This is a genomic window from Brevibacterium sp. UBA7493, assembly GCF_002479565.1.
GTDB classification, from domain to species: Bacteria; Actinomycetota; Actinomycetes; order Actinomycetales; family Brevibacteriaceae; genus Brevibacterium; species Brevibacterium luteolum.
In genome coordinates, this window is sequence record NZ_DLOD01000014.1 from 47,788 (window position 1) to 61,380 (window position 13,593).

Annotated in this window: 10 protein-coding genes and 1 tRNA gene; 6 read left to right on the forward strand and 5 right to left on the reverse strand. The window is 66.7% G+C overall.

Features of this window, described 5'->3' with window-relative positions; translation table 11 throughout:
• Positions 1-3 precede the first annotated feature (3 nt).
• A complete protein-coding gene (locus B4E96_RS08280) occupies positions 4-1,260 on the reverse strand; it encodes a phosphotransferase (protein ID WP_286957129.1) in 1,257 nt (418 codons plus the stop codon).
• Between the two features lie 140 nt (positions 1,261-1,400).
• Here B4E96_RS08280 and nudC point away from each other — a divergent pair, with 140 nt between their 5' ends.
• Positions 1,401-2,381, forward strand: coding sequence for an NAD(+) diphosphatase (gene nudC / locus B4E96_RS08285; RefSeq protein WP_286957131.1), 981 nt, complete (start codon positions 1,401-1,403; stop codon positions 2,379-2,381).
• Positions 2,378-4,525, forward strand: coding sequence for an ATP-dependent DNA helicase UvrD2 (locus B4E96_RS08290; RefSeq protein WP_349680648.1), 2,148 nt, complete (start codon positions 2,378-2,380; stop codon positions 4,523-4,525). The genes nudC and B4E96_RS08290 overlap by 4 nt, the downstream gene beginning before the upstream one ends.
• Here B4E96_RS08290 and B4E96_RS08295 read toward each other — a convergent pair whose 3' ends face one another.
• Entirely contained in the window at positions 4,526-5,416 is an 891-nt protein-coding gene (locus tag B4E96_RS08295; RefSeq protein ID WP_146004392.1) for a hypothetical protein, read from the reverse strand. It abuts the gene before it with no gap.
• A gap of 658 nt (positions 5,417-6,074) precedes the next feature.
• Between B4E96_RS08295 and B4E96_RS08300 the strand changes: the two genes are divergently transcribed.
• Positions 6,075-6,617 carry a M48 family metallopeptidase gene (locus B4E96_RS08300; protein ID WP_286957132.1) on the forward strand — a complete coding sequence of 181 codons (543 nt, stop codon included), beginning with the start codon at positions 6,075-6,077 and terminating at the stop codon, positions 6,615-6,617.
• Positions 6,618-6,629: 12 nt separating this feature from the next.
• Here B4E96_RS08300 and B4E96_RS08305 read toward each other — a convergent pair whose 3' ends face one another.
• Positions 6,630-7,190, reverse strand: a complete 561-nt coding sequence (locus tag B4E96_RS08305) for an NUDIX domain-containing protein (RefSeq protein WP_286957134.1) — start codon at positions 7,188-7,190, stop codon at positions 6,630-6,632.
• On the reverse strand, positions 7,171-8,610 hold the full coding sequence (locus tag B4E96_RS08310) for a zinc-dependent metalloprotease (protein ID WP_286957135.1): 1,440 nt from the start codon (positions 8,608-8,610) through the stop codon (positions 7,171-7,173). The genes B4E96_RS08305 and B4E96_RS08310 overlap by 20 nt, the downstream gene beginning before the upstream one ends.
• A gap of 233 nt (positions 8,611-8,843) precedes the next feature.
• Between B4E96_RS08310 and B4E96_RS08315 the strand changes: the two genes are divergently transcribed.
• The 3 genes from B4E96_RS08315 to B4E96_RS08325 all read left to right on the forward strand — a co-directional run bounded on the left by B4E96_RS08315 (position 8,844) and on the right by B4E96_RS08325 (position 13,259).
• On the forward strand, positions 8,844-10,031 hold the full coding sequence (locus tag B4E96_RS08315) for a YlbL family protein (protein WP_286957136.1): 1,188 nt from the start codon (positions 8,844-8,846) through the stop codon (positions 10,029-10,031).
• 24 nt (positions 10,032-10,055) lie between these two features.
• Positions 10,056-13,049 (forward strand): UPF0182 family protein, encoded by a 2,994-nt coding sequence (locus B4E96_RS08320; RefSeq protein ID WP_286957137.1) that lies wholly within the window; start codon positions 10,056-10,058, stop codon positions 13,047-13,049.
• 133 nt (positions 13,050-13,182) lie between these two features.
• Positions 13,183-13,259, forward strand: a tRNA-Met gene (locus B4E96_RS08325).
• Here the strand turns inward: B4E96_RS08325 and B4E96_RS13390 are convergent.
• Entirely contained in the window at positions 13,216-13,569 is a 354-nt protein-coding gene (locus B4E96_RS13390; RefSeq protein ID WP_414632687.1) for a helix-turn-helix domain-containing protein, read from the reverse strand. The genes B4E96_RS08325 and B4E96_RS13390 overlap by 44 nt on opposite strands.
• Positions 13,570-13,593: the final 24 nt, after the last annotated feature.

Consider the following 13,593-nt stretch of genomic DNA (forward strand, 5'->3'; position numbering starts at 1 on the left):
TGGTCAGGACTTCTCGGGGCGATCTTTGGACGCCTGCGGTTGTTCGTCGAAGTCCATGATGCGCTCAGTCGGCACATCGGCTGACGAGCCCTCGTCAAAAGGTGCGGGAGCAGCTGCCGGACGGAATGCATCGGCGTCGCTGCTGCGCTGCACCTGCGGTTCGACGCGCGGCTGCAGATCAGGCGCGGACGTAGCAGGTGAGGTGTCGCCGGGCTCATCGTCTGCAGGGGTATCCTCTGCAGGCTCAGCTGCAGGGGCCTCATCTTCGGGGGCGGCTGGATCATCTGCCCGGGTCTCACCGCGGTCGGTGAACTCGTACGGCTGGGCGTGCCGGGGCTGTTCGGCATCAGCTGTCGCCACCTCGGCAAGTGAGTTCAACAGTGCGACCGCATCGGACTTCGCGGCCTCATCCTCGGTGTCGACTGCCAGCAGCAGCCAGTCGAGGACAGCCAGTTCGGCCAGCAGCTCGGCGCGCGCCTGCAGACCGGCATCCTTGATGTCACGCTGCTGGCGGTAGCGGTCGAGGAAGTGCTCGTAGTGGGATCCCTCGACGAACGTCGACACCGCCGCCAAGTCGGCAGCCGGGTCACCGACCCGGAAGCGGAAGAAGTCGCTGACGCTGGTGATGCGCCCATCCTCGACGCGAATCGCCTCTGGGGCCAGCGCTGCGTGGATCGGGCAGGGCAGGAACCGCCATGTCGAGACGTTCTCCAGGGCGTCCTCCCAGCGCTGCAGCAGCACCGCAGGCACAAGCCCGGTGCCGGCGGCGCGATCGAGATCAGCCAGCAGCTGTTCGCGCAGCTCGGCCGAATCATGGACGACGAGCCCAGCATCAGCGACCGCACCGGTGTCGCTGTTGTGCAGGTCGGCGAGGAAGTCGGCCAGGGAACTGACTAGCTGCTGCGATTCGGCGAAGTCCTCAAGAGTGGCAGGCGTACCGGCCAGCGGGTCGGAGATCTGCACCTCGTAGGTGCGCTCATCCTCGGTCAGATCATCAGGGGCCTGAACGCTGGCAAGGATCTGCGGGAACCCGATCTGCGTGTCGGGCAGCAGGCTGCGCAGCACAGCGCAGGCCACCGCCTCGGTCTGGGCGGCCGGCACATCAGAGTCGGGGATGAGGCTGACGACCAGCGAGCGATCCTCATCGCTGAGCAGCACCCGCGGGCCACGCAAATCCGGCAGCTTCGTCCACAGCGACGGTTCGAAACCGGCGATCTGTCCGGCTGCGATTGCTGCAAGCCTGAGTCCCAAGGTGTCCACGTCACCCAATCTACCTGTCCTCACCCGGAGGTTGGTGGATCTACACTCCGATGCCGCCGCCCGGTGGCAGAAGTTCGCCTCCTCCACAGGCGCGGCCACCGCACGAATAGATGTCCCTGCCCTTCGCTACAGTGGAACGCATGAAGCCCCTCCCGATGCTCCAGCCGGCCAGCCTTGCCCGCAGCGCCGTCGACCGCAACGACGTGGCACGCGGTTCCGACGGCGATCTCTCCGAGCTGTGGCAGCGCTCGCGCGTCCACGGGATCCTCGCCCACCGCGGCTACCTGCTCGTCGCCTCCGGCGGCCTGGTCCCAGTGAGCGAAGCAGACGTGCCGGAAGACTCCACCCAGATCTACCTGGGCGTCGACGACACCGAAACCCACTGGATCGGCATCGACCTCACCGATGAGGGACGTGCCGCGATCGACTTCTCACTGGCCGGGCAGCGCGACCGGGACGCCGTCGATTTCCTCGACGCCCCGGCCAGTGGCATCGAGGCGGCCGAACCGACCTGGCTGCCGCTGCGCGAGATCGCCGAAGCGCTCAGCGACCGCGACGCAGGACTGGCCTGCGAGCTCGTTGCAGTGGGCAACTGGCACCGCACGCACACGCACTCTCCGCGCAACGGCGCACCGACCGTGCCGATGCGCGGCGGCTGGGTGCGAAAGGACCCTAAGGCCGGCAGCGAGCACTTCCCACGCACCGACCCAGCCGTCATCATGGCCGTCGTGCACACCGACGACGATGGCACTGAACGCCTCCTGCTCGGCAGCAACGCCGCCTGGCCCGAAGACCGCTTCTCCGTGCTGGCTGGCTTCGTCGAACCCGGAGAGACCCTGGAGAACGCCGTGCTGCGCGAGGTCTGGGAGGAAGCACGCGTGCCGTGCCGCAATCCCCGCTACTTGGGATCGCAGCCGTGGCCGTTCCCGGCCTCGCTCATGCTCGGCTTCAGCGTCGAGGCCCAGACGCTGGACTTCCAGGCCGATCTCGTCGAGATCTCAGGCCTGCGCTGGTTCACCCGCGAGGAGCTGCGTGAGCAGGTCGACACCGGCGCCGTTTCGGTGCCCGGCAGTGTGTCGATCGCAGGCCAGCTCATCTCCGCGTGGATGCACAACGCATGAACCCACCACCCACCCAGCCCCGCGGGCAGAGCCGCACGAGCATGCCATCAGCCCCCGGCACCTCGGGCCCGGTAGCTGACGAGCTGCTGGCTGCCCTCGACCCCGAACAGCGGCAGGTCGCTGAGCACTTCGACGGCCCTCTCGTCGTCCTTGCCGGTGCTGGCACCGGAAAGACGCGGGCGATGACGCACCGCATCGCCTACGGGGTGCACACCGGGCAGTTCCGTCCCACCGAGGTGCTCGCTCTGACGTTCACGTCGAAGGCCGCCGGTGAGATGCGCTCCCGGCTGCGCAGCCTCGGCGTGCCCAGTGTGCAGGCCCGCACCTTCCACTCGGCTGCGTTGCGGCAGCTGCGGTTCTTCTGGTCCTCCTTTGCCGAAGGGCCGTTCCCAGACCTGCTCACGCACAAAGCCGGCGTCCTCTCGCAGACGATGGCAAGCCTCGGCTTCGAACCCGAACGCGAAGTCGTCCGCGATGTCGCAGCCGAGATCGAATACGCCGCAGCCTCCCTGCTCGGCATCGAGGAGTACCTGCATGCCGCAGGCGGCCGCGAGCTGCCCGACGGCATCGACGTCGCCAGCATGGAGCGGATCATGCTCGCCTACTCGGAGACGAAGTCACGGCGCCGGCTCATCGACTTCGAAGACGTCCTCCTCGTCCTCAACGGCGTCCTCGGCACCCGGGAGGACATCGCCGCGAAAGTCCACTCCCAGTACAGCAGCTTCGTCGTCGACGAGTTCCAAGACGTCTCCCCGCTGCAGTACGACCTGCTGCGCCGCTGGCTGGGCAAGCGCGAGAGCCTGTGCGTCGTCGGTGATCCCGCCCAGACCATCTACACCTTCGCCGGCGCCACCGACTCATTCCTGCTCGGCCTGCGCCGGGACCTGCCCAACGCCTCGACCGTCCGACTCGTGCGCAACTACCGCTCGAGTGCCGACATCGTCGACACCGCCAACCGGCTGCTGGCCCACACCGGCCGCGGGGCACTCGTCCTCCAGGCCACCCATCCGCGCATGGGCCCGGTGCAGTACTTCGAATACAGCGACGACCCGGCCGAAGCGGCAGCCGTGGCAGACGCCATCGCCGCAGAACTCGCCGCCGGCCGCGCCGCCCAGGACATCGCCGTGCTGTTCCGCACCAACGGCCAGAGCCAGGCATACGAAGAGGCGCTCGCCGCCCGCGGCATCACCTACGTGCTGCGCGGCGGAGAGCGGTTCTTCGCCCGCCCCGAGGTCAAGCAGGCCCTCGTCATGCTCACCGCCGCCACCCGCACCCGCGGCGTGGAACCGCTGCCCGAGGTCGTCCGCGAGGTGCTGGAGAACACCGGCTGGACTGCCACCGGCGAATCGCGGGTGGGCGCCGCGCGCGAGAAGTGGGAATCGCTGGCTGCCATCGTCGACCTTGCCGAGGCGATGCAGGCCGACAGCGAGGTCCCGGTGCCCTTGGAGAAGTTCGTCGCCGAGCTCGCCGACCGGCAGGAGCACCAGTTCGCCCCGCCGATCAACGGCGTCACATTGGCTTCTGTGCACGCGGCCAAGGGCCTGGAATGGGACAGCGTCCACGTCGTGGGCTTAAGCGAAGGGCTCATGCCCATCAGCTACGCCAGCGAGCCGGCCGAAATCGCCGAGGAGCGCCGCCTGCTCTACGTCGCGGTCACCCGTGCACGCAAGCAGCTGCGGCTCAGCTGGTCGAAAGCCCGGCACGCTGGCCGCGCTGGATCGCGGCGCCCATCACGCTTCCTGGCCGAGCTGCGCGGAGACCAGCCGCGCCAGGTCCCGCAGGCGCGGCGCAGCCGGGCCGCCGGAACGGCCCGCGGGGGAGAGACAGTGCACTGCCAGAAGTGCCAGAAGGTCCTCGTCAACGTCGTCGAACGCCGCATCGGGCGCTGCGGCGACTGCCCAGGAGTCATCGACCCGCAGCTGCTCGAAGCGCTCAAGGACTGGCGCAAACAGGCCTCAGAGGACAACCAGATCCCTACCTACATGGTGCTGACGAACGCAACGCTCAACATGGTCGCCGAGGTCGCACCCCAGAACCGGGAAGAGCTCGCCCGCGTGCCGGGCATTGGTCCGGTCAAACAGGAACAGTTCGGTGAGGCGATCATCGAGATCGTCCGCCAGCAGCGCGGCAACAGCAGCTCCTGATCACACGTGGCTCAGATCCTGCGGGACGGTTGCCCGGCAGGAACAGCTGGAATGGAACTCCGGTGTCTCGATGACGACCTCGCCGCTGGGGGAGATGACGAGATCAGAGGCGACACGACCGGGATGGAGAATGTGCTCGCGGACGCGCTCAGCCTGATGCGCATACGCCAGTGCGCACAGCACCGGATCGAGCAGCGACGCGGAGGGAGCCTGCTGCCAGAGCGCCTGCCAGCTGCCGAACCAGTCGGCGTCGTCATCGCAGCGGAAGCCGATCGCACAACGGGTGCAGGGAGTGTCCTGGGCCCGGATCACATGGGACAGACGGGCCTGATCCTGCCCGACGGTCAGGTGGCAGTGGTCGATCCCGTGCTCATGGAGGAACCCCGCACCGACCGCGTCGTCGACCCAGGCACCGGTCAGCACGACGAGCGGTTGAGCAGCCGTCAGCGCATCCTCTGCCCGGTCGATGATGTCAGCGCGCATCCCGGCGGCGACGAGCAGGGCCTGCAGCCCACGTCGCAGCGGCCCGAGGACGAGCACGCTGGGCCGTGTGAGCCTTCCGGTGATGCAGCTGGGCTCCTCCCGGATCCGAGCGGCATAGGCATCGACGTGCGTGGTGCTGCTGGCCTGATACGCGGTGCGCTCGACAGGCATGAGCACACCGGCTTCGGTCAAGAGTGACAGCAGTGAGGCAGCACGAGCCGGGCTGACATCGAGATGCGCGGCACGGGCGTCGAAGTCACGGGCGCTGATGCCCATCCGGATCGCATTGATAAGTTCGGTGTCGGCTGCGGTGAGCCCGTCGATGAGCACGGGAGAGTCGACGCCGAATTGGATGCACCGTGAGCTGCGCCAGACAACCGGTACCGATCGGTAAAGCTGATATCTCATGCCGTGAACCCCCTTGTTCATCGGCATCGTAGGCTCACGCACGCACGGAGCGACAGGGTGATGAGCCAATTGTGGAAAACTCCGTGCAGAAACGGGCCCAGACAGAAATGAGACCGGGCGAACGCACTCATGACATGGGGCGTGGAATGCACGCCGTCAGAGCTGTTCGCCCGGTCGAAGCCCTCAGCCGCTCGCGAGTTTCGTGAACCTTCCCCCAGCCCACGAATCTCGGGTTTTCCGAGGGTCTGACTCCTCAAACTATGTCGCCTGCCGCGCCTACGTCAACAGACTGCCGAGCACCCCCTGTGCACGGTGTGTGGAAAACGCCGGGGAACTGACGTCGATTGTGTGGATAACGGTGTGCATTGTGCATCGGATTCAGGTGTGGCAAAACGCCGAGAAGTCCCGATTGACATGAGGAATCACCCCCTGGGTGAGGTGTGGACACAAAGAAATCTCAAGAAATTTTTCCCACGCTCATGACTGCGGCGTTGCGGCTTGGAATTCTCTGCCGACTGTGGCAGTTGGTCATGGTCTGGGTGGTGCTCGTCACCCTCGTGCCGCCGTCGATGAGCCCCGGCCACCGTGGTGATGTCCGCGCGGCATGCGAGGATGTCTCCAGTGGCAGCAGAGCCGTGTGAGGAAGAGGGGAGAGAACGTGGACGCCTCAGATGTGCGGGCAGGGATCGGTGACGGCACCATCACCCTCAAGCGCTCAGCCAGACGCCGCAAAACGATCTCGGCGACGAAGACTCCCGTCGGCTATCAGCTGGCCGTGCCTGCCCGATTCGACCTGGAGCGCAACATCTCCTCGATCGCCCGGCTCATCGAGCGCTTAGAGCGCAGGGCTGCCGTGCCGGCGCCAGGGGACGAGGACTTGGAAGCCCGCGCGGCTGAGCTGAATGCGCGCCTGTTCGACGATGGGATCGCCCCGACCTCGGTGCGCTGGGTGTCCAATCAGCGCACCCGCTTCGGATCGACGACGTCGGCCACCGGCCAGATCCGAATCTCCAACCGCCTGCGCGAGGTGCCTGCCTGGGTTCTTGACGCGGTGCTCGTCCACGAACTTGCGCACCTGCGCGAACCCAACCACTCACCGGCCTTCCATGCGCTGGCTGACCGCTATGAGCGCACCAAGGACGCCGACATCTTCCTGTCGGGATTCAGCTACGGAGAAGGCGCCGCCCGGCACACCAGCTGATCAGGCTGTGTCTCAGCGCTCTGCGAGCCGGCAAGCGGCATCCCACAGCGTCGGCAGCCGGTCGGTCAGGTCGGGCATTAGCTGATCCGGTAGCGTATCGAGGCTGAACCAGCCGAGCGCGTGGGACTCCACCGAGACGCTGACAGCCTCGCGCTCGGAAACATCTGCAGCGAAGAGCACATCCCGGTGACGGGCACACCGGCCGTGCTGGGCCGAGAGCGCATACGACGTCACCGATACCGGCACGGGGGAGAACCAGCGCCACGAGCGCAGACCTGCCTCCTCGGTCAGCTCGCGTGCGGCTGCGGCAGCAAAAGAGGCATCGGCTGCCTCGACGTGACCACCGAACTGCATCCACTTGCCGGTCTTGCGGTGCCGCTGCAGAAGCACCCGCCGATCATCGGCGGCGAGGTCGAAGACGACGCAGCTGGCGGTGAAGTGATCCGGATCCGCAGTCTTCGACAACGCGGCAGGCCCCGCAGTGAGCAGAAACTCGGCCTGCGGGGCCTGTCCGGCGCTGCGCAGCTCGGCAGCGAAGTCGTTCAGTGTGCGATCAGCGCTCGTCATCCGCATCGGTGCCACCGGCGGTTCCGCTGTCACCGTTATCGCCAGCGTCGTCACTGCTGTCAGCATCGTCAGCGGCTGGCTTCTCAGCCGAGCCTTCGCTCAGGATCTTCTCGAGCGCCTCATCGATCTCGGTCTCACTCGACCAGGCTTCCTGGCGGCGCTCCCGGTAGCCGAGCGGATCATTGAGATCCTTGGCCGTGGGCAGCAGATCCGGGTGGGTGAAGATCTGGTCACGGGCCTCAGCACCTTCGGACTGCTCCAGGTAGCCGAACAGTGCCACGGCATCGCGCAGACGGGTGGGCACCAGTTCGAGACCGACGAGTTCAGCGAACCGGCGATCGGCAGAGCTCTGGGTGGCCAGCCGGCGATGCAGCGCTTCGCGGATCGCATCGCGGCCACTCAGCGCCTCGCAGGCGGAGTAGGTGACGACATCAGCCCAGCCGGCGATGACCGACAGCAGATTCTGCACCTGCTCAAGCGCCTCAGCCTGCTGGGGGGTCTGCTGCGGGTTGAACAGGCCCTCGCGGACCTCCTGGCTGACCTGCTCCAGGTTGCTCGGGTCGATCTGCCCGGCGAGTCCCTCGATGCGGCCCATATCGACTTCGATGCCCGAGGCGTACTTCGCCAGTGCCGTCTCGACGTGTCCGGCCAGCCACGGGGCGCGCTTGAACAGCCACAGGTGGGCGAGTTCGCGCACGGCCAGGTAGATGCGCAGCTCCTTCGGGTCGATGTCGAGCTCGGCTGCGGCACCGACGATGTTCGCGTTCACCAGCGCCGGCTTGTCACCGGCGACCAGCGGCAGGCCGATGTCCGTTGAGGTGAGCACCTCACCGGAGAGCCCGCCGAGTGCCTCACCGAGCTGCACGCCGAACATCGAGCTGCTCATCGAAGCGAACATCTGCGAGGCACCGGCGAGCATCGGCTTGAGCTCCTCGGGCGCCTGCTCGGCGATCGTGCTCGTCAGCGCCTGGGTCATGTTCGTCTGCACCGGGGCGAGGAACTTCTCCCAGCCCGGCAGCGACTGGTGGACCCATTCCTTGCGGGTCAGCGTCTGCGCGTCTCCGATCCCGGCCGGCTGATCGGTGACCTCGGCCAGCCACAGCTCAGCGACTCGGAACGCATCCCGGCTGGCAGCGACAGTCTCCTCACTGACATCCGGGTCGGGAGTCGGCACCTTGTCCTCAGCTGCCTTGAGCGCAGCCTTCTGGGCGCCGGCACCGCTCATCATCTCCTGCAGCTGCTGCATGATCCCGCCGAGCATCGCCGGATCGAACGGGAACCCGCCGGGCATGCCCTGCTGGCCGCCGGATCCTCCGCCGGGGCCGCCGAAGCCTGCACCGCCGCCGGGTCCGAAGAACATGCCGAACATGTTGCCGAAGGGATTGTTCTCGTCAGGCTGCTGTTCGTTGTCGTTCTTATCGGTCATGCGGACCCCCTGGTTCGGTGCGGGCGGTGGTAGTCATGTCAGGCTAACCGGAGAAGCTGGTCAAATGTTCCGAACCACCGGTCCCGAGGCGGTGGTTTCGTCCTCGGCGAAATGCGCACCGACCGCCCTGCTCACAGCCTGCGGACAGCCGATTCCTGAGTGGTTCCCATCCGGTGCCTCGTCTAGACTGGATCAGGTCTGTTCACTGGTGCGTATCGAAAGGGTTGAACCACGTGACGAACAACGTCGGAGCCGGTTCGGGTCACGCGCCTGAGCCCGCCCCCGTCGGCGCGCCGCAGACCCGCGCGACCAGCGCTGATGCCGCCGCGGCCCCGGCAGAGAAGCCGGCCCGCAAGCCCCGCGCCCGCTCCGGCGGGATCTTCTCCGGGATCATCACCTACGGCCTCGTCCTCGCCTGCGCCCTCATCCCCGTGCCCTACCTGCTGCAGATGCCCGGCCCAGTGGTCAACACCCTTGAACCGGTCGACGGTAAAGATCTCATCACGATCAGCGGCACCGAAACCTATGAGGCCGAAGGCCAGCTCGACATGCTCACCGTCGCCGTCGCCGGCGGCCCGGGCAACAACGTCTACGCCTCCGAAGCACTGCGCTCGGTCATCAAGGGGACCGACACCGTCGTGCCCAATGAGTCCTACTATCCGCTGACGACCACCCGCGAGGACGTCACCGGCCAGAACACCGCCCAGATGGCCTCCTCACAGGACACCGCCACCGCCGCTGCGCTCGGCGAGCTCGGCATCGACTACTCCTCTGTCACCACCGTCGCCGAGGTGGTCGCCGGCTCCCCAGCAGACGGCCAGGCCCAGCCTGGAGACGAGATCACCTCGATTAACGGCACCAGACTCGGCGGCGATCCCGACGCTGCGACTGCCGTCGCCTCGGCGGTGACCGAATCCGAGGGCAGCGTGCAGCTGGGCCTCAAGCGCGGGGACGAAGAGCTGTCTGTCGATCTGGAGCCCCAGCCGGTGCACGGCAAGAAGATGATCGGCATCTCGATGCAGCAGCGCTTCGACTTCCCGTTCGAGGTCATCTACAACGTCAAGGACATCGGCGGGCCCTCAGCCGGCATGATCTTCGCCCTGACGATCATCGACGAGCTCACCCCGGGCAACCTCACCGGCGGCAAGCCGATCGCCGGCACTGGCGCCATCGATGCCGCCGGGACCGTCACCCCGATCGGCGGGGCCCGGCAGAAGGTCAGCGCTGCCTCGGACGCGGGTGCCGAGTATTTCCTGTCTCCGGCGAAGAACTGCGCCGAGGTGGTCGACGCCGCCGCCTCCACAGATCTGAATGTGGTCCGCATCGACACGCTGTCCGATGCCCACGCTGCGGTCGAGGACATCGCCGCAGGAAACACCGACAGCCTTCCGCAGTGCGACGCCCAGCAGGGCGCGCGATGACACCGCTTCGACGAAAGGGAACGAGTGACGTTTTCCGCCGGTCAACCCCGTAAGCCCGGTTCGCCCGGTCGGCCGCAAGGGCGGTCGACGAAGGTCTCGCCGCTGGTCCTCACGCTCATCGGCGTGGCCGTGGTGCTGGGCTTGTTCGTCGTGTTCGCGCAGGTCTACACCGACATCCTGTGGTTCGATCAGCTCGGCTTCCTGCAGGTGTTCACCACCGAATGGGTCACGAAGATCATTCTGTTCGTCGTCGGGGTGCTCCTCATGGCCGCACCGCTGTGGCTGTGCCTGAACCTGGCCCACCGCAAGCGGCCGGTCTATGTGCCCACGACGCCGCAGCAGGAGAACCTCGACCGCTACCGCGAGGCCATCGAGCCGCTGCGCGCAGTCGTCACCGTCGTCGCCTCGCTCGTCGTCGGTGTGCTTGGCGGCATCGCCCTGTCAGCCTCCTGGCAGCAGGTGCAGATGTTCCTGCACTCCACCCCGTTCGGGATCAAGGATCCCGAGTTCGGCCACGACGTGTCCTTCTTCGTCTTCCAGCTGCCGGTCATCCGCCTCGTCGTCGACTACCTCGGAATGGTCGCGCTGCTGGCCTTCATCGGTTCGCTGGTCGCCCACTACCTGTTCGGCGGGCTGCGCCCCGGCGAGCAGCGCGGTCTCGACATGACCCGCGCGGCTCAGGTGCAGATCGCCGTGACCGCCGGCGTGCTCATCCTGCTGCAGGCCGCCCGCCTGTTCGTGCTGCGCTACGAGTCGCTGACCAACACCAGCGGTATCGTCACCGGTGCCACCTACACGACCAGCAACATCACGCTGCCCGCGATGCTCATCATCGCCCTGGCCGCGCTCGTCGTCGCGCTGCTGTTCCTTGCCAACGCCTTCCGCAGCATGTGGAAGCTCTCGATCGTCTCGGTCATCATGCTGCTCGTCCTCGGCGCCGTGTCGGTCATCGGCCTGCCGGCTGCCGTGCAGCAGTTCCAGGTCTCGCCTTCTGAGCAGTCCCTGGAGCGCGAGTTCATCCAGCGCAACCTCGACGCCACCCGCATCGCCTACGGCATCCAGGACGTCGATGTGATCCCGTACTCGCCGACCACCGAAGGTGAGCCCGGCGCGCTGCGCGCCGATGCCGAGACCGCCGCCTCGGTGCGTCTGCTCGACCCGAACCTGGTGTCCGATACGTTCCGCCAGCTGCAGCAGCAGCGCCCGTTCTACAGCTTCCCCGAACAGCTCGACGTCGACCGCTACCGCGTCGACGGTGAGATGCAGGACACAGTCATCGCGCTGCGTGAGCTCAACCCGGAATCGCAGGCGGAATCCTCGTGGCTCAACCAGGCCGTCGTCTACACCCACGGTTTCGGTGTCGTCGCCGCGTACGGCAACCGTCAGGGCAATGACGGACAGCCGTCCTTCCTCGAAGCAAACATCCCGCCGACCGGTGAGCTCGGCGAGTACGAGCCGCGCATCTACTTCGGAGAGCGCTCACCGCTGTACTCGATCGTCGGCGCACCTGACGGCGCCGACCCGCGCGAGATCGACTATCCCGCCGATGGCGACGACGGTGAGGCGCAGGTGTACAACACGTTCTCCGGTGAGGGCGGGCCGTCGGTCGGCAACTTCTTCAACCGTCTCGTCTACGCCGTGAAGTTCCAGGACGAGCAGATCGTCCTCTCCGATGCGGTCAACGACGAATCCCAGATCCTGTATGAGCGCACCCCGCGCGAGCGCATCAAGCGCGTCGCCCCGTTCCTCGAAGTCGACGGCGACCCCTACCCGGCTGTCATCGACGGGCGCATCAAGTGGATCGTCGATGCGTACACGACGAGCCCGCACTACCCGTACTCGACCCCGCAGGTGCTGCAGGACGCCACCCAGGACTCGAACACCGAGCGAAGCGGCAGTCAGCAGGCGCTGCCGCCGCAGCAGGTGAACTACATCCGCAACTCGGTCAAGGTCACCGTCGACGCCTATGACGGCGAAGTCGACCTCTACGAGTGGGAAGATGACGACCCGGTGCTCAAAACCTGGATGAAGATCTTCCCGGGCCTGTTCAAGTCCACCGATGAGATGAGCGCAGACCTCATGGCGCACGTGCGCTACCCCGAGGACCTGTTCAAGGTGCAGCGCCAGCTGCTCACCCGCTACCACGTCGACGACGCGAACTCCTTCTACACCGGCCAGGACTTCTGGACGCTGCCGACCGACCCGACGGTCAACCAGGAGCGCAACCTCCTGCAGCCGCCGTTCTACCTGACGCTGCGCATGCCCGGCCAGGAGAAGCCGTCGTTCTCGCTGACCTCGTCGTTCATCCCGCGCCAGGCGCAGGGCCAGACGCGCAACAACCTCACCGGGTTCCTGGCGGCTAACGCCGATGCCGGTGAGGAGGCCGGAACGAAGAGTGAGGACTACGGCCGGCTGCGTCTGCTGCAGCTGCCGCGCAACACGACGTTCCCCGGCCCGGGCCAGGCTCAGAACAACTTCAACACCGAGCCTGAGATCCAGTCGAGCCTCAACCTGCTGCGCCAGGGTGAGTCGCAGGTGCAGAACGGCAACCTGCTGACCCTGCCGGTGGCCGGCGGCCTGCTGTACATCCAGCCGGTCTACGTCCGCTCGGCCGGTGAGACCTCCTACCCGGTGCTGCAGCGCGTGCTTGTGGCCTTCGGCGAGCAGATCGGCTTCGCCCCGACTCTCGATGCCGCCCTTGACCAGGTGTTCGGCGGTGACTCTGGTGCCCAGGCCGGTGACGCCGGGCAGGCGCCTGAGGAGGATGAGGAAGGCGCTACTGGCGGCACGCAGCCGGGGGAGACTGCTGACCAGGCTCTCGCCAACGCCCTCGACAAGGCCAAGCGGGCTATGGAGGACTCCGACAAGGCCCTGCAGGACGGGGACTTCGCCTCCTACGGCGAAGCGCAGCAGCGTCTGCGCGAGGCCCTCGATGAGGCGATGAAGGCGGAGAACGAGGCCTCACCGGCTGACAGCGAAACCGAACCCGGTGACGCTGCCACCGACGGCGGCAACTGAACCTGCCGGCCCCACGCCCGAGGCGGCGGTCACCACTGCGGTGACCGCCGCCTCGGCGATTCAGGCAGTGTTAACAAGGTCACCATCAGGGATTTGGACGCACGTCAGGACTGCCGTATAGTAGAACGTGCGCCGCGGGGTGGAGCAGCTCGGTAGCTCGCCGGGCTCATAACCCGGAGGTCGGAGGTTCAAATCCTCCCCCCGCCACCACGGAGGAACCCTCAGCCACTGGCTGGGGGTTCCTCTCATTCACGATGCCGCCGAGCAGCTCCCCGAGGGAGATGTCGAGAGCGCTCGCGATCATCAGTAGCTCCGGGGCCGTGAATGAGAGTTGCCCGCGCAGGCGCTTTGATACAACCGACTGGCTGAGACCAAGGACGTCCGACAGCCATGCCTGTCGCAGGCCGCGGCGGGCCAACCATGCTCGGATCTCTCCACTTACTTTCAGATTCGCTTCCAACTGAAACGCGGTCGCGTCTGCGGTAGTTGTCATGTGACCAGGGTACCGCTGATTGTGCATGTTGGCTGCACGGGAAAGAAGAAA

Excerpts from the sequence above, each read along its gene's own strand:
- B4E96_RS08295 (WP_146004392.1), bottom strand. The coding sequence starts at position 5,416 with ATGAGATATCAGCTTTACCGATCGGTACCGGTTGTCTGGCGCAGCTCA.
- B4E96_RS08305 (WP_286957134.1), bottom strand. The coding sequence starts at position 7,190 with ATGCGGATGACGAGCGCTGATCGCACACTGAACGACTTCGCTGCCGAG.
- nudC (WP_286957131.1), top strand. The coding sequence starts at position 1,401 with ATGAAGCCCCTCCCGATGCTCCAGCCGGCCAGCCTTGCCCGCAGCGCC.
- B4E96_RS08310 (WP_286957135.1), bottom strand. The coding sequence starts at position 8,610 with ATGACCGATAAGAACGACAACGAACAGCAGCCTGACGAGAACAATCCC.
- B4E96_RS13390 (WP_414632687.1), bottom strand. The coding sequence starts at position 13,569 with ATGCACAATCAGCGGTACCCTGGTCACATGACAACTACCGCAGACGCG.
- B4E96_RS08290 (WP_349680648.1), top strand. The coding sequence starts at position 2,378 with ATGAACCCACCACCCACCCAGCCCCGCGGGCAGAGCCGCACGAGCATG.